A 21,616-nucleotide genomic window follows, 5' to 3' on the forward strand; every position below is an offset into this window, starting at 1 on the left:
CGCGGGCGCGCCGGCGTTGGTGTCAGGGCTGTGTCGGGGCCGTCAGCCGGCGGACCGCTCGGACCAGAAGCGGTCGATGGCCGCGGTGGTCTCGGCGGGCCGGTCCCACTGCGGCATGCCACGGGTCGGCGCGATGCGCTCGGCGCGCCAATTGTCATGACGGCAGAGGAAGTCGGGCAACTCGTGGAAGTCGATATTGGGGTCGCGATCGTAGAGCACCAGCACCGGCTGGGTGAGCGAGTCGTAGAGACGCTCGCCGGCCTCGGGGGTGAACAGCTGCCCGGAGAGGAAGTAGAGCGGTGCGTACTTGGCCCCCGGCTGGTGGGAGGTGGCGTAGGCGTAGTCGACCATCTCGGGCGGGGTCGGACCGGCGAAGGCCTGACGATAGAAGTACTTGATGCTCGGGCGCGAGGTCAGCAGCCGGAACAGGCCGTCGTTGAGTCCGGGGATGCTGAGCGCGCGGTGGACACGCTCGGCGGCGACCCCGGTGGGCATGGCGCGGGCGTTGAAGCCGGTGGGCGAGAGCAGTACCAACGAGCCGATGCGCTGCGGGCGCAGCGCGGTGGCGCGGGCGGCGAACTCGCAGCCGAGCGAGAAGGCGACCAGGTCGATCTCACCCTCGTCCTCGACCACCCGGTCGAGGAAGTCGACCAGGGCGTTGGCGTAGAGTTCGGGCGAGTAGCGGCGGTTGCCGCGATCGGAGCGACCGAAGCCGGGCAGGTCGAGGGCATAGACCCGGCGCTCGCCGCGATAGCGCTCGAACAGCGGCTTCATCTCGAAGGCGCTGGGCGCGGCGTTGACGCTGTGCACCAGCACCAGCGGGCGCGTCCCGCTGGGGCCGTCGACATAGTAGTGGATGCGGCCACCGTGCTCGGTGACGAGGTCGTGTGCGGGCGCCTCGAGCGCCGGTGCCAGCTCGACACCGCCGCCTGTGCTGTGTTGCTCGGGACGGGCGATGGAGGAGTCGATACCTGAGTCCATGTGATTGTCACCTCTTGTCTTGAGTGGACGCGAGTGCGTCGATGCCGGGCGTCTCGCGCTCGGCGCGGCGGCAGATCTCGCGGGTCAGCCGTTTGAATACCAGACGGTGGATGGGTTCCAGCGCGTACCAGTAGAGCAACCCCCAGACCCCGGCCGGATGCCAGTAGCCGCTGGTGGTGAGCCGGGCGCGACCGGGGCCGCGCGGCTCGATCTCGAACTCCATCATACCCGCCCCGGGGGCGCGCATGCCGAACCCGAGGGTCAGGCGTCGCTCCGGTTCGAGTCCGATCACCGTCCAGTGGTCGATGCGATCGCCGGCGCGCAGCTGCTGCGGATGACGCCGGCCTCGGCTGCGCCCGGGGCCGCCGATGGCCCAATCGAACCACTCGCGGAGCGACCACAGGGCATTGCAGCAGTAGTAGCGGTTGTCGCCGCCGATGGCCGCGAGCAGCCGCCACAGCGCGGCGGGGTCGGCGCTGGTCTCCGCGCTCACCCGCAGCCGCTTGGCGTAATAGGCGTAGTCCGGGCGCTGCTGGCGCGCGCCCAGCGCGCCCTCGGTCCAGCGGCTGATCACGGCGGTGCGGCGTTCGGCGTCGAGCGCGGCGGCGACCGCCTCGCGGAAATCGAGCAGCCGTTGCGGCAACAGGCGGCGCAGCTCGGCGTCGTCGGCGTGGAAGTCGTGGCGCAGCCCGCCGATGAGGGCGCGGGCGATGTCGGTCGGCACCGCGGTGACCAGCCGCAGCCAATAGGCCGACAGCCCCGGGGTGAGGACCGGGACCGGCAGGATCCAGGGGGGACGACGCCCGGCGGTCTCGGCCAGGATGCGCATCATCTCGGCATAGGTCAGCTGTTGTGGGCCCGCGGCATCGAAGCTGCGACCCGCGCTGGCGTCGACCCAGGGGATGCGCGCGAGATAGTACAGCAGGTTATCGAGCGCGATCGGTGGCGACAGGGACTGCACCCAGCGCGGGGTGATCATCACCGGCAGATGATAAACCAAATCGCGCATCACCTCGAACGCCGCCGAGCCCGGCCCGACGATGATCCCGGCGCGCAGCTCGGTGACCGGGACCGGGCCCTCGCGCAGCACCTCGCCGGTGCGCCGGCGCGAGACGATGTGCTCGCTGGTGGCCGTCGCCGGCGCCAGCCCGCCGAGATAGACGATGCGCCCGACCCCTGCGGCGGCCGCGGCGGCGGCGAAGTTGCGCGCCGCCTCCAGGTCGAGCCGGGCGAAGCCGCGCCCGGCGGCCATCGAGTGCACCAGATAGTAGGCGACCTCGATCCCGGCGAGCGCGGCGGGCAGGGTGGCGGGGTCGAGGGCGTCGGCCGCGACCAGCTCGACGCCCTCCCAGCCGCGCGCCGCGAGCACCGCCGGGTTGCGCGCGCTGGCGCGTACCCGGTGGCCGCGTGCGCGCAGCAGTGGCACCAGGTGGCCGCCGATATAGCCGCTGGCGCCGAAGACCAGACAGTGCGTGCTGCGTTCGGTATCGGGGCTGGGGTGGGGCTGGTCGTTCATCGTCGGGGCTCCGCTCGGCGATCCTGGGGGCGACATTGCCGTCATCTTCTAGCGCACTTGCGGGTCGCAGTGGTGCGCTGCAATGGCGCGGCCTGTCGTCGCCTTGAGGCGGCGGTCGTCGACAGGGCGTGAGCGGGGTTTGCGCCCCCGATGCCTTTGTGGTTCAACTGACCGCATCGAGCCCATCCCGAGGACGCCGCTTGCGCACGTTCGCCCGTACTCCATTGTTGCTCCTGTGGTGCTGTCTGGCGGCGTTGTTGAGCGCGGGCTGTGCCGGGACCGGCGCGGTTCGTGACACGGCCGCCGGCGATGACGCCGTGGTGCGACTCTATCCGGGCACGGGCGCACGGGCGGGCGATCTGGTGGTGCTCGGGCACGGTTTCCTGCGCAAGCAGTCGACCCTGGCCGGACTGGCGCGGACCCTGGCTGCGGCCGGGGTCGATTGCGCGACCCTCGACTTCACCGCGCAACGCCCCTGGGACGGCGCCCATCTGCGCAACGGTCTGGCGATGATCGGCGTCGCCGATCGGCTCGGTGCGCGTCGGGTGGTCTATGTCGGCTTCTCGGCCGGTGGGCTGGCGGCGTTGGTGGCCGCGCGCAATGATCCGCGCGCCCGTGGTGTGGTCACCCTGGATCTGGTCGACGCCGCCGGGCTCGGGCGCGTCACGGCCGCGGCGCTGCGCGTGCCGCTGGTCGGGCTGGAGGGCGAGCCGGGGCGCTGCAATGCACACAATGGGGCAGGGCTGGTCCATGCCCAGGCCCCTCGGGGGCGGCTCGAACGCATCGCCGGCGCTGGTCACTGCGACTTCGAGTCGCCGACCGACCTGCTGTGCGAGATGCTTTGCGGCGAGGCCGATCCGGCCCTCGGCGCGTTGGTACGCGCGCGTGCCAGCGCCGCGGTGCTGGCGTTGCTGGAGCCTGTGGATTCCACCTCGGCGGAGTGACCCGATGCTTTCCCGACTCGCACACTGGATCGAACGACACCCGCCGCTGCATCGTCTGGCGCTGCGGTTGTGGCGGTTGTTCCCGGCGCGCCTGGCCGGATTCCTCAAGGGGGTGTTCGCGCGCCGCTGGGTGGTGGGCGCGGTGGCGGTGATGATCGACGAGACGGTGACGCCGCCCGAGGTGCTGCTGGTCGAGCACAGCTATCGGCGTCGCGGTGCCTGGGGACTGCCGGGCGGTTCGGTGGAGTCGATCCCGGGCAGCCCCACCGCGCCGGGTGGGCCGGCCTCGCCGGACGACGTGCTCGAGGCGACCCTGGCGCGCGAGGTCGAGGAGGAGCTGGGTCTCGCCATCGAGGGGATCGAACTGCTGCGCGTCGATGCCGTGCCTTTCATCCCCGAGGAGCCCGGTCCCTACCGCCTCGACTTCTATTTTCGCTGCCGTCCGGTGGCGGGTTTCGCGACGCTGCGCGAGGCCGCCGCGGCGCCGCGCTCGCCCGAGATCACCGCGGTGCGGATGGTGGCGCTGCCGGCGCTCGCCGACTACGACCTGTTCTCGCCCGACGCCCGCTTCCTCCGCGAGGATCTGCCACGGCTCTGTCCGGGGCTGGCTGATTGACGCTCAGGCGGCCTCGTCGAGCGGTTGCTCGACGGTCTTGGCCATGCGCTTGGCGAAGTAGTAGATGCGCTTGAGCTTCTCGATGATGTCGACCTCGATGGTGTAGGCGGGGATGCGCTTGGGTTCCTGCGCGACCAGGCGCTGTGCCTGGTGCACCGCCGCCGAGTCGGCGATGCGCGAGATCTCCTGCTTCATGGTGGTGACGCTGCGCGCGGCCAGCTCGTTGTTCTGCGCCACCGCCTGGATCGCCGCGGTCACCGCGCGGGTGACGCTGTGGTGGAAGCCGTTGAGGACCTGACGGGTCGGCGTGCTGATCGAGACCCCGGCGTCGATGCGCTGGTGGCCGAGCATCACCAGGTTGGTCTCGACCACGTCGCCGATGTTCTCGAGGTCGTTGACCGCCTCCATCAGCCCCATCAACTCGCCGGTCTGACGCTCGGTGAGACTCAGTCGACTGATCTTGCCGAGATAGGTGAGGATCTGCGCGTGCAGGGTGTCGACGTCGTTGTCCATCAGCTCGACCTCGCGCAGCATCTGTTTGTCGCCGCTGAGGATTGCCGGCATGCTGCGATCGAGCATGCGCTGGACGTACTCGCCCATGTGCAGGATCTCCAGCCGTACCCGGTCGAGCGCGAGCGACGGGGTGGTGAGCAGCTCGTCGTCGAGATACTTGGCGCGCACCGCCACCGCCGCCTCGCCGAGCGGGCGCTCCGGTACCAGCCATTCCACCAGACGTGCGAACTGACCGGCGAAGCCGATGAAGATCAGGGTGTTGGCGATGTTGAACAGGGTGTGGGCGTTGGCCAGCTGGCGGGGCACCTCGGCGGCGAGACGCTCGGCGCCGGCGAGCTCGGGGTGACGCGGCGAGATCTCCTGCACCAGGAGCGACAGCTCGCCGATGAAACCGACCCAGAGCACCACCCCGGCGACATTGAAGATGACGTGCACCAGCGCCGCGCGCAGCGCCTCGCGTGACTTGCCGATCGCGGCCAGCAGCGCGGTGACACAGGTGCCGATGTTGGCGCCGAAGGCCAGGGCGATGCCGGTCGGCAGGGTGATGAAGCCCTGGCTGGCCATGACGATGGCGATGCCGGTGGTCGCCGCCGAGGACTGGATCAAGCCGGTGAAGACCGCCGCCACCAGGATGCCGAGCAGCGGGTTCTCCAGCCGGGTCATGAAATCGAGGAAGGGCTGATAGCTGCGCAGCGGCGCCATCGCCTCGCTCATCACCCCCATGCCGAAGAACACCATCCCCAGCCCCATCAGCATCCCGCCGTAGTGACGCGCGCGCTCGCCCTTGGCGAAGAACTGCAGGGTGAAGCCGACGCCGATCATCAACAGCGCCGCCTCGGTGACCTGGAAGGCGATCAGCTGGGCGGTGACGGTCGAACCGATGTTGGCGCCCATGATCACCCCGACCGACTGCGACAGGGTCATCAGCCCGGCGCTGATGAAGCCGACCACCAGCACCGTGGTCACCGAGGAGGAGTTGATCACCGCGGTGACGAAGGCGCCGGTGAGCGCGCCCATGAAGCGGTTGACGGTGAGCTTGGCGAGGATGTCCTTCATGCGCTCGCCGGCGACCGCCTTGAGCGCGTTGGCCATCTGCTCCATGCCGAAGAGGAACAGCGCCAGACCGCCGAACAGTCCCATGCCCATGGTGGTCCAGTCGATCGTCTCGGCGGCCTCGTCGGCTAGGGCGAGGGTGGGCAGGGCGAATGCGCCCAGGGCGCAGATCAGCAGTGGCCACAGACGCTGGGCGGGATGGTGGTGTGGGGGCGGCGGAGGGGTCGGCTTCATGGAGTACGGTTGCGGGGAGATTTGACGATGGTCACCGGGATCGTCGCGCGGTGGACCACGCGTTCGGCCACCGAGCCGATCAGCAGGTGTCTGAGTCCGGTCAGCCCCTTGCTGCCCATCACGATCTGCTGCGCCGTTCGGCGCTCGGCGATCTCGAGGATACGGGTGCTCGGCAGGCCCTTGACCAGCAGGGTCTCGGCGCCCTGCAGTGGCCCGAGGTCGGGGTGGCGCGCGCTCACCGCGGCGACGAACTCATCGAACATCTCGGCGGCGCCGTCCTCGATGCGGTGGAGCTGCTTCTTCTTCAGTGCGCGCCCGTAGTAGCCGGGCATGCTGAAGGGATCGTGGACGACGTGAAGGATCAGCAGTGGTCGCTCGCGACAGGTGGCCAGCTCGGCGGCGAACGTCAGCGCGGCCTCCGAGTGCGGCGAGAAGTCCACCGGTACCAGGATCGGGCTGGGGGCGGTCGGCTTGGTCATCGATGCTCCTGGTCGCCTGCGGGTTGTCCATGCCGGTCATGGGGTCAGGGTCGGGGCGGACACCGGCGAACACCAGGCCGCGCGGCCTGGCGGTCCCCGCATTATGACACCTGTCTGACGGAATCGTGACGACGCCGGGTCGATCTCAGGCGTTGGCGGAGAAGTGGTTGTAGGCGGCCAGCTGCGGCTCGCTCGGGTAGCGCAGCGGCAGCAGGTGCTTGCGCCCGCGGGTGATCACCCCGATCCAGTCGGGGTGGGCGCCGTAGAGCACGTGGTGATTGGCGATGCCGCCGGCGTCGATCCAGCAGGTCTCGTCGCGCGACAGCGGGGTATGGCCGACGATGCAGGGGGTCTGCTCGCGCACCCCGAGACAGCGGCGCAGCCGTGCCAGATCGCTCGCGCCATAGCCCTTGGGCGAGTTGTTGCGGCGCAGCCGCACATGGGTGAGCTGATGGGCGAGGCGCGGATGGCGGTCGATCTCGACCAGCATCTGCCAGGTGCAATAGCCGGTCGGCGGGCCGGCGTGACAGGCGATATAGCTGGGGGCCACGGCGACATAGGGCAGCAGGTCGTAGAAACGCTGCATGGCGTCGCGATAGGCCTGGCCCCGAGTGGTGATCAGGTGCTGCTCCCAGACCAGCCCCTGGGGGATGCCGGCCTTGCTGATCTCGTCGGAGAAGCTGTCGTGGTTGCCGCGCAGATAGAACACCCGGTCGGGAAAGCGCACCTTGAGGCGGAAGATCAGCTCCATCATCAGCACCGAGTCCTCCATCTCCGCCTCGCGCCCGGGGGCGTCGGGTTGGACCGCATCGCCGAGCAGGATCAGCACCGCGCTGCCCTCGGCGAGCGCATCGAGGAAACCGCCCTGGGTGAGCACCACCAGCAGGTTGTCGATGCGGGCGTGGAGATCGCCGACGAAGATCGGGCGCGCGCGCTCGGGCAGCGCCAGCAGCCCGCCGGGCCGATCGTCCGCGGTGCGTATCCGGTAGGGCTCGGTGGCGAGCAGGGCGTTGACCTGCTCGAGCAGCGTCAGCGCTTCGGCGCCGGGCAGCGGTTCCAGCGGGCCGCGCAACAGGCCGTGCAGCTGGCCGAGCTGGCGCCGTCGCCAGCGGGCCATGCGCTCGCGCGCGCTGCGCGCGGTGAGCGGGGCGATACAGGCCGGGGCGCGGGTCGACTTGCGCTTGAGCGCCAGCCCCTTGGGCGAGAGCTTGAGCCGCAGGTGACGCTCCTCGACCAGCTTGGGGTAGCGCAGCAGACGACGCTGCAGTTGATCGCGTCGCCCGAGGGTGAGCGCCTCGCCGTGATAGAGACGGAGGAACCCGCTGATGTCGCTGAAGTACTCCTCGGGGTCGAGCAGCAGATAGTCGCCGCTGGGTTGGAGCTGGGCGTTGGCGTCGAAACACAGTTCCGGGTAGAGGTGCAGGCGGTAGCCGGGTTCGCTGCCGAGCTGGATCTGCAGCGGCAGGGTCGGTGCGGGGATGCGCACCTTCTCGGTACCGAGCCGCAGCGAGCCGCTGAGATCGACGTCCTCGCAACCCTCCAGCTCCTGGACCAGGCCGTGGAACTGCTGGAGGAAGGTCTTACGGGCGTTGCGTTTTGTCGCCATGGCACTGAACCTCGGGGGTGATCGCGATCCGCTCCGGGATCGCCAGGGCGCGGGTACGGACATGCACGATCATGCCGGCGCGATGCAGGATCATCGCCAGTTGCGCACAGGTCTCGACCTGGGCGTGGATCTGCTCGGGCTCGATGTGTCGGTCGATCGGGTGGGTGCCGCGACGTGCGCGCGCGAGCCGGTCGGCGACGATGGTCTCGGCGTCGGGGAGCAGGAACTCGAAGGCGAAGCGGCGGCGCCAGTCGATGCCGAGCAGCGAGCGTCGCGGCGGCGGGATGCGCAGCCGTGTCGGATCGAGCCGCAGTCGCGCCCAGCCCTCGAGCCAGGCGGCATCGAACAGCGCGAGCGCCTCGCTCTGATCGACGAAGGGTAGCCCGAGATGGATCTCGCGCGGGCGCAGGGCGAGCACCCGGTCGCGCCACCAGCCCTTGTGCGAGAGATCGACATAGCCCTCGCCGGGCCAGCCGCCGAGGCGCTCGACCAGGGTGGTCTTGCCCGAACCCGGCGGGCCGGTCACCAGCAGCTGGCCGAAGCGGACCTCGGGCGAGAGCGGCACGCCACGGATGTACACCGGCGACTCGACCGGGCGCAGTGGCAGCACCAGACGGCCGGTCGTGTCGCTCATCGCGCCCGCCCCCGGGCCCGGCCTCTAGCCGAAGATGCCTGCCAGCACATAGAAGAAGATCGCGGCGAGGATGGCGCCGGCGGGCAGGGTGATGATCCAGGAGAGCACGATGTTGCCGATCACCCGCAGGTCGAGTGCGGCGATCCCGCGCGACAGGCCCACGCCCATCACCGCGCCGACGGCGATGTGGGTGGTCGAGACCGGCAGGCCGGTCTTGGAGGCGAGCACCACCACGCTGGCCGCGGCCAGGGTGGCGCTGAAGCCGCGTGTCGGGGTGAGCTCGGTGATCTTGGTCCCGATGGTCTGCATCACCCGATAGCCCATGGTCGCCAGGCCGACGACGATGCCGACGCCGCCGAGGGCGAGGATCCACAGCGGCAGCGGGGCCTTGGCCATCACCTCGCCGCCACTGTTGATGATCGCCACGATCGCCGCCAGCGGGCCGATGCCGTTGGCGACATCGTTGGAACCGTGGGCGAAGGCCATGGCACAGGCGGTGAACAGCATCATCGGGGTGAACACCCGCTCGACGCTGGCGAAGTGGAAGCTGCGATCGGCGTTGGGGTCGACCTCGACGCGGTCGATGAGCAGCTTGCCGACGGCGGCGGTGGCCAGCCCGATCAGGGTGGCGGTGAGTAGTGTGGCCGGCAGCGAGAGATGGAAATCGAGGTGCTTGAGTCCCTTGAACAGGGTCACCAGACTGACGATCCAGCCGACCAGGAAGACATAGACCGGTCCCCAGCGCTTGGCCTGACGGAAGGGGTCCTCGGTGTTGAGGATCAGGGTGCGGATGCTCAGCATCAGCAACAGCGCCACGGCGCCGCCGAGCACCGGCGAGATCACCCAGCTGGCGACGATCTGGCCGATCTTGTCCCAGTGCACCGCATGGATACCGATGCCGGCGACGGCGAAGCCGACGATGGCGCCGACGATCGAGTGGGTGGTCGAGACCGGCCAGCCACGGGTCGAGGCGATCATCAGCCAGATCGCGGCGGCGAGCAGTGCCGCGAGCATGCCGAAGACCAGCAGCTCCGGCTGGTTGGCCACCGCGCCGGCGTCGATGATGCCGCTGCGGATGGTCGAGGTGACGTTACCGCCGGCGATGAAGGCGCCGGCGAACTCGAAGATGGCGGCGATCACGATCGCCTGCTTGACGGTGATGGCCCCGGAGCCGACCGATGTCCCCATGGCATTGGCGACGTCGTTGGCGCCGATGCCCCAGGTCATGTAGAGACCGAATACGATGGCCAGGATCAGGAAGACCGATCCCCACTCACTGATGATTTCCACGCTTCCTCCAAAACGATGCCGGATGTGGCGGCGGGTCGATGCGCGTCAACGCGCGATAAGCAGTAGCAGGCGTTCGCCGACCTTCTCGGCGTGGTCGGCGAGGTCGCCGATGCGCTCGATCAGGCGATACCAGAACACCACCGAGACCGGGTCGAGCCGGTCCTCGTGGGCGAACAGGGTGCGGTTGAGCGACGCGACCAGGGCGTCGGTCTCGCTCTCGATGTTGCAGAGGGTCTCGACCATCTCCTCGACCCGCGCCGCCTCGCGGCCACGAAAGCCGGTCTCGAGCAGCTCGTCGAGCTCGTCGACCACCCGGGTGGCCTGGATGCAGGCGTCGATACAGCGGCGTACCAGCGTCATCAGCTCCGGCTGCATCACCCCGGGCAGGGGCATCTCGCGCTGCACCAGCACCCCGGCGATCTCCTGGGCGGTGTCGGCGATCGCATCCTGGGTCTCGAGGACCGCCAGCAGGTCGCGACGATCGACCGGCATGAACAGGCTGCGCGGCAGGCGCAGGCGGATCCGGTTCTTGGCCTGGTCGGCGGCGTGCTCCTGGTCGACGATCGCCTGCTGGGCGCGCTCGAGGCGCTCGCGGTCACCCTCGAACAGGGCGGTGAACAGCTCCGGGAGCAGGGCGACGCAAGCATCGACCAGATGCATGTGCTCCTGCATCGGTTTGAACGGCGAGCGACCGAACAGATCGGCGATCGGGTTGCTGGGTTTCATGGTTTCATCCTCCTCGGCGGATGCGACGGGAGCGACCGGTATGGGCTGGGATTGATCATGGGTCGGGTGGTGCTGAATCGATCGACGCTATCCTGCCGATGAACGGCGATCGCGCCGGACGGCGACTGGACGTCGCGACCAGGACGCGTCGAGCATTGGATGACATTCAGGTTGCGGCCGGCGACATAGTGGCAAAAAACGGCAATCGGGTCGCCATCTTTTTGGTACAAGGTCGCGCATGATAGCGGGCCGCGTGGACATGGTCCGCGTTCTCCAGGTCACACGGTAGATGATGGAGGCGGTGCATTGAACCAGATTGCGGGCCGGTTGCGTATCGGCGAGAAGCTCGTCCTCGGCTTCGGGGCGGTGGCCCTGATCTTCCTCGCGGTGATCTGGCACGATCAGCGCGACCTGCGCGCGGTGCTCGAGCAACACCGCGACCTGCACGCGCTCGCTGCGGCGCGCCAGGAGGCGGCCTTCGCCATCGAGCGTCACCTGATCGCGCTGCGCGACGCCGAGGCGCGGTTCCTCGCCGCGCGCGAGCCGGCACAGGCCGAACGGGTGCGGCGCGAGGGCGCGGCGCTGCTCGACTGGGGCGCGCGGCTGGCGGCGACCGACGCCGCGGCCGGGGCCGCCGCCGCGCGGATCCGCGCGGCGCTCTCCGACTATCTGGCGCGTTTCGGCGAGATCGAGGCGGGCTGGCGCCGGCGCGGACTCGATCACGACAGCGGTCTCCAGGGTGACTTCCGCGCCAGCGCCCACGCGCTGGAGGCGCGTCTGGCGCAATGGGCCCCGGCGCTCGAGCGTGAGCTGCTGCAGCTGCGTCGACGCGAGAAGGACTATCTGCTGCGCGGCGAGGCGGGTTATGCGGTGATGGTCGAGCGCATCGCCGAGACGCTCGCACAGGGTCTCGCCGCCGCTGACCTGGAGCGCGGGGCGCGTAGCAGCCTCGAGCAACTGCTCGGCGACTATCTGCGCGATTTCCGCGCGCTGCTCGAACAGGATCGGCGGATCGCCGTGTTGCGCGCACAGATGGATCAGGCCGCGGCCGCGGTCACGCCATTGGTCGAGACCGCGCTCGCCGAGGCCCGTGCCCGGCTCGATGAGACGGTGCGGGGGATCGATGCGGCCTCCACCGAGCGGGCACGGCGCAGCGTCTATCTGGCGCTCGTCGCCACCCTCGTCGGGACCCTGCTGGCGCTGGTCTTCACCGCCCGTCTGGTGCGACCGGTGCGCGAGATGGCCGGGCTGCTCGATCGCCTGACCTACGAGAACCCGCACCAGCGCATCCCCACGCGCCCCGGCGCACGCGACGAGATCGACGCCATGGCCCGTTCGCTCAATGCCCTGGCCGATCATCGCGCCACCTTCACGCATTGGTGGCGCAACGCCATGGCCGAGGCGGTCGCGCTGCGCGACCTGCAGCTGGCCGCGACCCCGGAGTCCGAGGATACGGCGCGGGCCCGGTTGCGCCGTGCCATCCGCGAGCGTGCCCGGCGGTTGCGGACGGTGCGTGCGCGCTGCATGCAGCAGCTCGAGCGTATCCGCACCCTGGCGCGTGCCCCGGTGGCGGCGAGCCGCACCGAGCGTGCGCGCGAGCGGGCGACGCTGCAGCATGCCAGCGAGTCGCTGGCGACCCTGTTGCAGTTGCTCGACGAGCCACTGCCCGATCCGGTTCGCGACGAGGCGGGGCGCCTCCCGAGCGGCGACGAGCGGTCTAGTTGAGCGCCGGCAGGTAGGGGTTGGGGAGCAGCCCGATGCGCCGTCTCCCGGGATGCTTGCCATGTCTGGCGCGGAGGTGGCGCGATCCGTGCGGACCGACGAACAGCCCTGACGCGCTGGCCTTGGCGCGGTGCTTGAGTTCGGCGATGGTCTGGCCGAGCTGCTCGACGCTGCCGTGGTCGTCGCCGGGGCGGATGGTCAGCAGCGCGGCGCTGCAGCGCATCAGCCCGGCGCGACGCGGGGTGCCGTCGCGGTCGTGGGCGAGGATACAGCCGCGAGCGCGGTCCTCGGGGTCGTAGAGGCTCTGCACGTCGGAGCGGAACTTGGCGAGCAGCTGCTCGATGCGGTGGACCACGGCGCCGGACTCGACATCGGCGATGCCGGCGAAGAAGTCGTCGCCGCCGATATGACCGATGAACCACTGCTCGGGACCGAGCAGCTTGCGCAGCAGCTCGGCGAACATCAGGATCGCGCGGTCGCCGCGGCGAAAGCCGTAATGGTCGTTGAAGGCCTTGAAGTTGTCGAAGTCGAGATAGACCAGGTGCCAGATGCGGTGACGCTCGCCGAGCGCGCCCGAGACATAGGCATAGACCGGGTTGTTGCCCGGTAGCCGGGTCAGCGGGTTCTGCTCGCGGGCGGCGGCGAGGTTCTTCTGCTCGACCAGCTGGAGCAGCGCGGTCGCCGAGATGAAGCCGTGATAGCGGGCGTCGCGGGTGAGGATCAGCCCCGCGGGGTTGATGTCGGCGCAGTAGGCGCCGAGCAGCCGCTCGGCCGAGTCGTGGATGTCGACCGTCGGGCAGGGGCGCAGGAAGTCGTGCAGGTTGCGCCCGAAGGCGCGGTTGAGCAGCAGCTCGCGACCATAGTTCGAATAGAGCACATCCTTGATGTCGGCCTCGTGGATCAGCCCGAGCGGGCGCCCGGCATGGTCGATCACCGGCAGCACGTGATGTACGCGGTCGTGACGGAAGGTCTCGATCATCGCGCCGACCTCGGCATCGATCGGTAGTGGCCGGATCGGTTCGATACAGGCGGCGATCAGGCTGCGATCGTCATCGGTGCGTCGCCGGTCGCTGGCGTTGACCCTGGCGATCTCCCGGTAGCGGGTGCGCAGCGCGCGGTGATCGGTCTGCGGGCGGGCGACCAGATAGCCCTGCACCAGATCGCAGCCGACCTCGCGACAGGCGAGCAGCTCGCGCTCGGTCTCCACCCCCTCGGCGATCACCGCGATGCCCATCACGTGGGCCAGCTGCACGGTGCTGGCGACGAACAGTCGCTTCTTGTGATCGTCGGCGATGCCGCTGACGAAGAAACGGTCGATCTTGAGCAGCTCGGGCGGGTGCTCGTAGAGCAGTCGCAGCCCGGCGTAACCACTGCCGAAATCGTCGATGGCGAGATGGAAGCGATGACGGCGATAGGCGGCGATCACCTCGGCCACTCGCGGGCTGGCGGTGAGGTCGGCGCGCTCGGAGAGCTCGAAGCAGACCGTCTCGGGCGGCAGGCCGTGCTGCTCGAGCAGGCGCAGGGTGTGGCCCGGGTCCTCGAGTTCGATCAGCTGGGGGTCGAGGTTGAAGAACAACCGGTAGCGCGCCGCCTCGGGCAACGCGGCGAAGCTGGCGATCGCCAGGGTCCGCAGCTCGCAGTCGAGTTCTGCGGCGCAGCCGAGCCGCCAGGCATGTTCGAGCAGCGCCGGGACGGTGTCGAAACCGAGCCGGTCGACCCCGCGCAGCAGCGCCTCGTAGCCGTAGACACAGCCGGTGTGGATGTTGACGATCGGCTGCAGCGCGTAGCGCAGTCCATCGCGGGCCTGCGCGAGCCAGGTCTCTGGAGTCATGGTGTCGGGCTGGCGATGGGTGCGCTGAGTCATCCCTGGACCCGGAAGAAGGTGACGCGCTCGGTGAGACCCTGCGACAGGTTGCTGAGATGGTGGCTGTGGGCGAAGCCGTCGTTGGCCGCCTCGGCGCTCTCGCGCGCGAGCAGGGTGATGCGCTCGAGGGCGCGGGTGACCTCCTCGGCCATCCGGCTCTGCTCGTCGGCGGCCTGGGAGATCTGCTCGGTCATCCCGGTCAGCTGCTCGATCGAGCCGTAGAAGCCGTCGAACTCCTCGGCCGCGCTGCGGTAGCGGGCGATGCTCTCGCAGGCGCGGCTGCGATTGTCGTGGATCACGCTCACCGCCTCCTCGGCGCTCGACTGCAGCGAGCCGATCAGCCCCTCGATCTCGCCGATCGACTGCTCGGTGCGCTGCGCGAGCTGGCGCACCTCGTCGGCGACCACCGCGAAGCCGCGACCGTGCTCGCCGGCGCGCGCGGCCTCGATCGAGGCGTTGAGCGCGAGCAGGTTGGTCTGCGCCGAGATGGTGCGGATCACTTCGAGCACGTTGCCGACCGACTGGCTGTGTCCGGCCAGTCCGTCGACGACCTCGGCGGCGTGACCGATCTCATCGGTGAGCCGCTCGACCACCGCCGTGGTCTGCTCGAGGATCCGGCGCCCGGCGTCGATCCGCGCCCGCGCCTCACCGGTCGCGGTGGCCGCCGCGCTGGTGTGCTCGGCGACCTGATGAGCGGAGAGCGCCAGCTGGTTGATGGCGTCGTCGACCTGGTGGGTCTCGGCGCGCTGGCGGTCGAACTGTCCCTTGCTCTGCTGCGACAGGTTGGCCATGTCGCCGGCCGAGGCGTGCAGCTCGTGGCTGGCCTGGTGGAGGTGGGAGATGATGTCGCGCATGCGCTCGGTCATCGCCTGCAGCGCCGTCATCAGCTGGCCGACCTCGTCGTTGCGGGCGTGTGGGAAGCGCGCGTTGAGATCGCCCTCGGCGAGCGCCGAGACCGTCTCCAGCGCCGCGCCGAGCGGGCGCAGCGCATGCTTGACGTAGAGAAAGATGCCGCCGCTGGCGAGCGCCAGCACCAGCGCCAGGGCGCCATAGACGGCGAGCTGCAGGCGCCGCTCGGCGTAGTAGGCGGCGCTCTGGTCGGCGATGGTCGTCAGGTGGGCGATCGGCGCGTCGTCGATGCCGAGGATCGGGCGGGTGAGCACGCCGTAGATGCCGCCATCGGCGGCGCGGCGGGTGAGGCCGTGCTCGGTGAGCGGTTGCGCCGGGGGGGCTGTCGTCTCGTACAGCGCCGGGTCGGTGCCGGCGAGCATGCGGCCCTCGGCATCGCTGAGATAGACCTCGGCGCCGTCGATCCGCTTGAAGCGTGCCAGGGCGTCGTCGAGTGTGCGCTCGAACAGTGCGACCCCGACCAGCGTGTGACGGAATTCGAGCGGCAGCGCATGGAAGGCCACCGGGACACCGTCGGCGCCGAGGCCGATGCCCTGACGTGGTTCGCCGGCGCTGCTCGCGCGCTGGGCCAGCAGGGTGCCCGCGGTCGGTATCGGCGTCTCCGGCGAGGGGGCGAGCAGCAGCTTGCCGTCGTCGTCGAGCAGATAGAGCCGATCGAAATAGCCGAGATCGCCGAGCAGGTTGAGCAGCGAGTCGCGTGCGCGCTGCAACGCCTCGCGGTCGCCGGACCTGAGCGCCTGGCGCAACGGGAAGTCGCGCGCGATCGCGTCGACCCCGCCGGCCATGTGCTCGAGCAGTTGCTCGCTCACCATCCGCCAGACCATGCCCTTGCCGGTGTCGACCGCGTCGGCGACGCGCACCTCGAGCCGGGTCTGGTTGAACTGCGCGATCAGGGTCAGGGCGCCTGCGACGAGCAGGGTGACGAGGATGGCAACGAGGGTGACGCTGCGTCTGATAGTCATGGTGTCGAGGTCGGGTGCGTCCAAGGGAGCGCGGACATCGACTGGCGCGAAGTCTTTGGAGGGACAGGCGTGGCGCAGGATGTTCGCGATGCCGCGATCATCGACCGGGGAGCCCGGTGGATCGGATCAGCGGCGCAAGTACACCAGACGAAGGTGAAGATCCGATGACGGACCCTTGGGGGCACGGGGGGCAGCGATCAGAAGATTGAACCGCCAAGGCGCCAAGGGCGCAAAGGAGAGAAGAGCCCCCAGTGGTCAGCCTCCAGCCTCCAGCCGCTACCTGCCCTCAAACACTGGCGCTAAAAACGTACGCCACGACTGATGGTCAGCCGTGCCGTGGTCGAAGGCGCACACTCACTGGAGGCTGGCGGCTGGTCGCTTGCAACTTGAACTTCTTTGCGCTCTTGGCGCCTTGGCGGTTCATCCCCCCCCCCAGCTGTCGACTGGTCACTAACTCCGCCCGTAGACCGGGATCGCCGCGCCGGTGACGGCGCGTGCGGCGGGGGAGGCGAGGAAGACGATGACCTCGGCGATCGCGGCCGGCTCGACCCAGTCGCCGGGGTCCTGGTCGGGCATGGCGGCGCGGTTCTCCGGGGTGTCGACGGTGCCGGGGAGGATACAGTTGACGTTGACGCCCTGGTCGCGCAGCTCGGCCGAGAGGGTCTCGGTGAGTGCGATCACCGCCGACTTGGCGGCGCTGTAGGGGCCCATGTAGGCGCCGGCGGGGCGGGCGGCGCGGGCCGAGACATTGACCATGGCGCCGCCGCCGCCGGCGACCAGGTGAGGGACGGCGGCGCGCGCGCCGTGGAGCAGGGTGCGGGCGTTGATGTCGAGCATCCGCTCCCAGTCGGCGTCACTGGTCTGGTGCAGCGGCGCGCCCATGGCGAAGCCGCCGGCGAGGTTGGTCAGGGTGTCGAGTCGGCCATGGCGTTCGACCAGCCGGGCAAGCTCGGCGCCGAGCGCGTCGGGGGCGAGCAGGTCGCAGGCGAGACACTCGACGGTGATTCCGGCGCCGAGTTCGTCGCGTGTGCGTTCGAGTGCCTCGCGGTCGCGCGCGAGCAATGCCAGCCGGGCGCCGCGTCGGGCGAAGGCGGCGGCGGTGGCGCGACCGAGGTTGCCGGTGGCGCCGGTGATGAGGACCAGTTGCTGGTCGAGTTCGCGGATCATGTTCGGACCTCCTGCCCGAGGGGCTCGTGCCGAGCAATCTGGGGTGGGCGCGGTACGGACTCAAGGCAGGAAGCCTCGTGCGGTCGGTCGCGCCGGCCTGTTATGATTGGGCCGGTGAGCGACCGATCCGGATCACTTGACGGCCCACTCTTCGGTCCTTGCGCTCCTGGGGTGCGAGGTACACGGGCGGTCATGCGCGTGCCGCACGGTGACGCTTGCCGTGATCCCTTGCCGTGGTCGTGCCGCGCAGCCTCAGGTACGGCCCCGGCCCGGCTCGATGGAGTGCGCGCGTGATCGAGATCCTGTTCCTGCTGCTGCCGGTTGCGGCGGCCTCCGGTTGGTGGCTGGCGCGACACGAGCGTCCCGCGTCCCGACGGTCTCGCCGCCCTGCCCATCCGAGCTTCCTGCGCGGACTCAACTATCTGCTCGACGAGCAGCCCGACAAGGCGCTCGACATGTTCATCGAGCTCGCCGAGGTCGACGACGAGACCGTCGAGACCCATCTCGCCCTCGGCAGCCTGTTCCGTCGTCGCGGCGAGGTCGACCGCGCGATCCGTGTCCACCAGAACCTGATGGCGCGTCCCAGCCTCGATGCCGAGCAGCGCGGCTATGCCCTGCTCGAGCTGGGGCAGGACTACATGAGCGCCGGGCTGCTCGATCGCGCCGAGCTGCTGTTCCAGGAGCTGGCCGGTCTCGGCCTGCACCGTCAGCGCGCACTCGCCGGGCTGCGCGAGATCTATCAGCAGGAGCGTGACTGGGAGCGCTGTCTGGAGGTCGCCGAGCAGCTGCGTCCCGGCGGCGAGTCGATGCTCGACGCCGAGATCGCCCACTATCATTGCGAGCTGGCCGAGGAGGCGCGCCGTCGCGGCGAGCACGAGCGCGTTCGCGCGCAACTCGCGCGGGCGCTGGAGACCGATCCGGAGTGCGTGCGCGCCAGCATGCTCGAGGCCCGGGTGGCGCTCGAGGAGGGTGAGCCGCAGCGGGCGCTGGCGCTGTTTCGCGGGCTGGTCGAGCGCCACGGCGCCTATCTGCCGGAGATCCTGCCGGCGCTGATCGAGGCGCTCGAGCGCGTCCCCGGGGAGGACCCGCTGGCGGTGCTCGAGGAGCTGGCGGCGCGTCATCCCAGTCCGGCGTTGGTGGTGACGCTGGCCGAGCGGGTCGCCGCCGAGCGCGGTCGCACCGAGGCGCTCGAACTGCTCTGCGCGCACCTGCGCCGGTTCGCCGACCTGGTGGGACTCGAGCGCCTGCTCGCGCTCGCGCTGACGGAGCTGTCGGACGCCGCCGATGTCCATCGGCTCGAGCGCGCGCTGGCGGTGATCCGCCATCTGGCCGCGCGCCAGCCGGCCTATCAATGCGATCATTGCGGCTTCCAGGCGCGCTCACTGCACTGGCAGTGCCCGAGCTGCAAACGCTGGGGCTCGGTGGTGCCGGTGCAGCCCGAGCCGCTGGTGATCGACGCCGGGCTCGACGGCCCACGCCTGGCCTAGACGCCGATCTCAATCCGAACCCTTGAAGGAACCCCCGTGACCCAGTCGACACGCATCATCGTGGCCCTCGATTTCCCCGCCCGCGAGCCGGCGCTCGCCCTGGTCGATCAGCTCGACCCGGCACGCTGTCGCCTCAAGGTCGGCAAGGAGCTGTTCACCCGGCTCGGGCCGGACTTCGTCGCCACCTTGCAGGCGCGCGGCTTCGAGGTCTTTCTCGACCTCAAGTTCCACGACATCCCCAATACCGTCGCCGCGGCCTGTGCCGCGGCGGCCGATCTTGGGGTGTGGATGGTCAACGTCCATGTCACCGGCGGGCGGCGGATGATCGAGACCACCCGCGAGCGGCTCGATGCGCTGCCCAAGGCGCCGCTGCTGATCGGGGTGACGGTGCTCACCAGCCTCGACGGTGACGATCTGGCCGAGGTCGGCTGTCCGGGCGAACCGGCCGAGCGGGTGCTCGCGCTCGCCGAACTCGGTCGCGAGGCCGGGCTCGACGGCATCGTCTGCTCGCCGCGCGAGTCGGCGGCGGTGCGCGCCGCGCTGGGCGAGGATTTCCTGCTGGTCACCCCGGGGGTGCGCCCGAGCTGGGCGGCGACGGGGGATCAGAAACGGGTGATGACCCCGCGCGAGGCGGTTGCCGCCGGCTCCGATCACCTGGTGATCGGCCGCCCGATCGCCGCCGCGCCCGATCCGCTGGCCGCGCTGGCCGAGATCGAGCGCGAACTCGCGGGCTGAACACGGCGCCCCGCCGGCGCTGGTCGAGGCCGATCGTGCCTCCCGCCGGCGACGCGTGGATGCGTTCGCCCCGGACGGGGTGCGCCGTATCAAGCAATCAATATCGACGTAGAGGAGATGACTCGATGGCAAAGATTCACAAGGCGGTCTTCCCGGTGGCCGGTCTCGGTACCCGCTTCCTGCCGGCGACCAAGGCCAGCCCCAAGGAGATGCTGCCGATCGTGGACAAGCCGCTGATCCAGTACGCCGCCGAGGAGGCCGAGGCCGCCGGGGTGGAGCAGCTGGTGTTCATCACCGGACGTCACAAGCGCTCGATCGAGGATCACTTCGACAAGGCCTTCGAGCTCGAGGTGGAGCTGGCCGAGGCGGGCAAGGACAAGCTGCTCAAGGTCGTGCGCAACGTGCTCACCGAGGGCACCACCTGCGCCTATGTGCGTCAGGCCGAGGCCCTGGGGCTGGGCCATGCGGTGCTCTGCGCCAAGCCGGTGGTCGGTCGCGAACCCTTCGCGGTGCTGCTCGCCGACGATCTGATCCGCGCCGAGGGCAAGGGGGTGGTCGAGCAGATGGCCGAGGTGCACGCGCGCTATGGCTGCAGCGTGCTCAGCGTCCAGGAGGTGCCGCGCGAGGAGACGCACAAGTATGGCATCGTCGAGGTCGAGCCCGGTCCCGACGGTGAGCTGCGGGTGGTCTCGATCGTCGAGAAACCGGCGCCCGAGGATGCGCCCTCGAACCTCGCCGTGGTCGGGCGCTACCTGCTCACCCCGACGATCTTCGACAAGCTCGAGAACACCGGTACCGGCGCCGGCGGCGAGATCCAGCTCACCGATGCGATCTCGGCGCTGCTCGCCGACGAGCCGGTGATCGCTCACCCCTTCGAGGGCAAGCGCTACGACTGCGGCAGCAAGCTCGGCTATCTGGAGGCGACGGTGGAGTTCGGGCTCGACCACCCCGAACTCGGCGAGCGCTTCGCCGCTTATCTGCGCGATTTCGTCGCGCAGCAGTAGGAGGCTGGCGTCCAGCGATCAGCCGCCAGCCTCCAGTGACGGGGATGGCGCGGCTCCGAGCGTCGCGGCTGGACGCCAGCGTTCACCAGAGGAGGGCGTTTCACGCCGGACATGCTGTGCGTTGCTCGGATTCATGAGCGACCGGTCGCTACTGGCGAGACCTGGGCGCCGAGGGCTGGGCGTCGAGTCCTTTTGCGGCCTTCGTGTCTGGGCGGTTTAATCTTGCTGGCCGCTGGCCGCTGGCCGCTGGCCGCTGGCCGCTGGCCGCTGGCCGCTGGCCGCTGGCCGCTGGCCGCTGGCCGCTGTCACCGATCCGCTGGCAGCGGCGCGCTGCGCGTCCGCGGGACGCGTTCGATGCGCCAGTGCGCGATGGCGTGTTCCCAGAAGCGTTGCAGGGTGCAGTGCGGCGGCGGGGGCGGTTGGCCGAGGAAGGCCCAGGCGCGGCGCAGCGCCGGGAGTGGGTCGGCGGGATCGACCGGGGCGGCGGCGAGGCGCTTGCTGAGCTTGCGTCCCTCCGGGTCGAGCACCAGCGGGACATGGGCGTAGTCGGGCTGGGGCAGGCCCAGCGCGCGCTGCAGCCGGATCTGGCGCGGGGTGGAGTCGAGCAGGTCGGCGCCGCGCACCACCTGGTCGATGCCCTGCCAGGCATCGTCGACCACTACCGCGAGCTGGTAGGCATGGATGGCGTCGGCGCGACGCAGCACGAAGTCGCCGACCGCCTGCTCGAGGTCCTGCGTGCGTGGGCCGAAGACCCGGTCGTCGAACTCGACGGGGGTGCTGTCGGTGCGCATGCGGATGGTGCGCGGCGCCCGCCCGCGCGGCAGCCCGGCGCGACAGGTGCCGGGATAGATCGGTCCTTCGCTGCCGCGCCTGGCGCGGCGGGCGATCTCGGCGCGACTGCAGCCGCAGGGATAGGTCAGCCCGCGTGCGGCGAGCTGGGCGAGTGCGGCGTCATAGGCGGCGAGCCGGTCGTGCTGATAGCACACCGGGCCGTCGTGGCGCATGCCGAAGGCGGCGAGGGTGTCGAGGATGGCCCGCGCCGCGCCCGCGACCTCGCGCGGACGGTCGAGGTCCTCGATGCGCACCAGCCACTCGCCGCCGTGCGCGCGCGCATCGGCATGGCTGGCCACCGCGGTGACCAGCGAGCCGAAGTGCAAGGGGCCGGTGGGGGAGG

The 21,616-nt window shown here is 70.1% G+C and carries 18 protein-coding genes; 6 read left to right on the forward strand and 12 right to left on the reverse strand.

From position 1 onward, the window contains the following. Nucleotides 1-42: 42 nt before the first annotated feature. Both EDC29_RS06195 and EDC29_RS06200 read right to left on the reverse strand, forming a co-directional pair. A complete protein-coding gene (locus EDC29_RS06195) occupies nt 43-981 on the reverse strand; it encodes an alpha/beta fold hydrolase (RefSeq protein ID WP_123142272.1) in 939 nt (312 codons plus the stop codon). A 7-nt stretch (nt 982-988) separates the two neighbouring features. Continuing rightward, nucleotides 989-2,497 carry a DUF2867 domain-containing protein gene (locus EDC29_RS06200; RefSeq protein WP_123142271.1) on the reverse strand — a complete coding sequence of 503 codons (1,509 nt, stop codon included), beginning with the start codon at nt 2,495-2,497 and terminating at the stop codon, nt 989-991. 200 nt (nt 2,498-2,697) lie between these two features. On the opposite strand from EDC29_RS06200, the gene EDC29_RS06205 reads away from it, so the two are divergent. Together EDC29_RS06205 and EDC29_RS06210 are read left to right on the forward strand one after the other, a co-directional pair. Next, entirely contained in the window at nt 2,698-3,441 is a 744-nt protein-coding gene (locus EDC29_RS06205; protein ID WP_132229027.1) for an alpha/beta hydrolase, read from the forward strand. Nucleotides 3,442-3,445: 4 nt separating this feature from the next. After that, complete coding sequence (locus tag EDC29_RS06210; RefSeq protein ID WP_132229029.1) at nt 3,446-4,057, forward strand: NUDIX hydrolase; 612 nt, start codon at nt 3,446-3,448, stop codon at nt 4,055-4,057. Nucleotides 4,058-4,060: 3 nt separating this feature from the next. On the opposite strand, the gene EDC29_RS06215 is transcribed toward EDC29_RS06210, so the two are convergent. The 6 genes from EDC29_RS06215 to EDC29_RS06240 all read right to left on the reverse strand — a co-directional run bounded on the left by EDC29_RS06215 (nt 4,061) and on the right by EDC29_RS06240 (nt 10,592). Further along, entirely contained in the window at nt 4,061-5,857 is a 1,797-nt protein-coding gene (locus EDC29_RS06215) for a Na/Pi cotransporter family protein (protein ID WP_132229031.1), read from the reverse strand. Continuing rightward, a complete protein-coding gene (locus EDC29_RS06220) occupies nt 5,854-6,336 on the reverse strand; it encodes a universal stress protein (protein ID WP_123139482.1) in 483 nt (160 codons plus the stop codon). The genes EDC29_RS06215 and EDC29_RS06220 overlap by 4 nt, the downstream gene beginning before the upstream one ends. 145 nt (nt 6,337-6,481) lie before the next feature. Continuing rightward, entirely contained in the window at nt 6,482-7,942 is a 1,461-nt protein-coding gene (locus tag EDC29_RS06225) for a metallophosphoesterase (protein WP_132229033.1), read from the reverse strand. Next, nucleotides 7,917-8,576 (reverse strand): ATP-binding protein, encoded by a 660-nt coding sequence (locus EDC29_RS06230; RefSeq protein WP_132229035.1) that lies wholly within the window; start codon nt 8,574-8,576, stop codon nt 7,917-7,919. Before EDC29_RS06230 ends, EDC29_RS06225 begins: the two co-directional genes overlap by 26 nt. A gap of 24 nt (nt 8,577-8,600) precedes the next feature. Further along, a complete protein-coding gene (locus tag EDC29_RS06235; RefSeq protein ID WP_123139479.1) occupies nt 8,601-9,866 on the reverse strand; it encodes an inorganic phosphate transporter in 1,266 nt (421 codons plus the stop codon). 45 nt (nt 9,867-9,911) lie between these two features. Then, entirely contained in the window at nt 9,912-10,592 is a 681-nt protein-coding gene (locus EDC29_RS06240; protein WP_123139478.1) for a TIGR00153 family protein, read from the reverse strand. Between the two features lie 306 nt (nt 10,593-10,898). On the opposite strand from EDC29_RS06240, the gene EDC29_RS06245 reads away from it, so the two are divergent. After that, nucleotides 10,899-12,317 (forward strand): HAMP domain-containing protein, encoded by a 1,419-nt coding sequence (locus EDC29_RS06245; RefSeq protein WP_132229037.1) that lies wholly within the window; start codon nt 10,899-10,901, stop codon nt 12,315-12,317. On the opposite strand, the gene EDC29_RS06250 is transcribed toward EDC29_RS06245, so the two are convergent. The 3 genes from EDC29_RS06250 to EDC29_RS06260 all read right to left on the reverse strand — a co-directional run bounded on the left by EDC29_RS06250 (nt 12,310) and on the right by EDC29_RS06260 (nt 17,216). Beyond that, nucleotides 12,310-14,178, reverse strand: coding sequence for a GGDEF domain-containing protein (locus EDC29_RS06250; RefSeq protein WP_123139476.1), 1,869 nt, complete (start codon nt 14,176-14,178; stop codon nt 12,310-12,312). The genes EDC29_RS06245 and EDC29_RS06250 overlap by 8 nt on opposite strands. Further along, the gene (locus EDC29_RS06255; RefSeq protein ID WP_132229039.1) at nt 14,175-16,049 is read right to left on the reverse strand and encodes a methyl-accepting chemotaxis protein; all 1,875 of its coding nucleotides are present in this window, start codon (nt 16,047-16,049) and stop codon (nt 14,175-14,177) included. Before EDC29_RS06255 ends, EDC29_RS06250 begins: the two co-directional genes overlap by 4 nt. 450 nt (nt 16,050-16,499) lie before the next feature. Beyond that, complete coding sequence (locus tag EDC29_RS06260) at nt 16,500-17,216, reverse strand: SDR family oxidoreductase (RefSeq protein ID WP_123139475.1); 717 nt, start codon at nt 17,214-17,216, stop codon at nt 16,500-16,502. Nucleotides 17,217-17,506: 290 nt separating this feature from the next. On the opposite strand from EDC29_RS06260, the gene lapB reads away from it, so the two are divergent. The 3 genes from lapB to galU all read left to right on the forward strand — a co-directional run bounded on the left by lapB (nt 17,507) and on the right by galU (nt 20,442). After that, the gene (lapB, locus tag EDC29_RS06265) at nt 17,507-18,703 is read left to right on the forward strand and encodes a lipopolysaccharide assembly protein LapB (protein ID WP_123142264.1); all 1,197 of its coding nucleotides are present in this window, start codon (nt 17,507-17,509) and stop codon (nt 18,701-18,703) included. A gap of 36 nt (nt 18,704-18,739) precedes the next feature. Next, the gene (gene pyrF, locus EDC29_RS06270) at nt 18,740-19,438 is read left to right on the forward strand and encodes an orotidine-5'-phosphate decarboxylase (protein ID WP_123139473.1); all 699 of its coding nucleotides are present in this window, start codon (nt 18,740-18,742) and stop codon (nt 19,436-19,438) included. Nucleotides 19,439-19,563: 125 nt separating this feature from the next. Beyond that, on the forward strand, nt 19,564-20,442 hold the full coding sequence (gene galU, locus EDC29_RS06275; protein ID WP_123139472.1) for a UTP--glucose-1-phosphate uridylyltransferase GalU: 879 nt from the start codon (nt 19,564-19,566) through the stop codon (nt 20,440-20,442). Nucleotides 20,443-20,747: 305 nt separating this feature from the next. Here the strand turns inward: galU and gluQRS are convergent, their stop codons facing one another. Continuing rightward, complete coding sequence (gene gluQRS, locus EDC29_RS06280) at nt 20,748-21,599, reverse strand: tRNA glutamyl-Q(34) synthetase GluQRS (protein ID WP_242466002.1); 852 nt, start codon at nt 21,597-21,599, stop codon at nt 20,748-20,750. Nucleotides 21,600-21,616: the final 17 nt, after the last annotated feature.

The sequence above is a fragment of the Marichromatium gracile genome (genome assembly GCF_004343155.1).
Taxonomy (GTDB): Bacteria; Pseudomonadota; Gammaproteobacteria; order Chromatiales; family Chromatiaceae; genus Marichromatium; species Marichromatium gracile.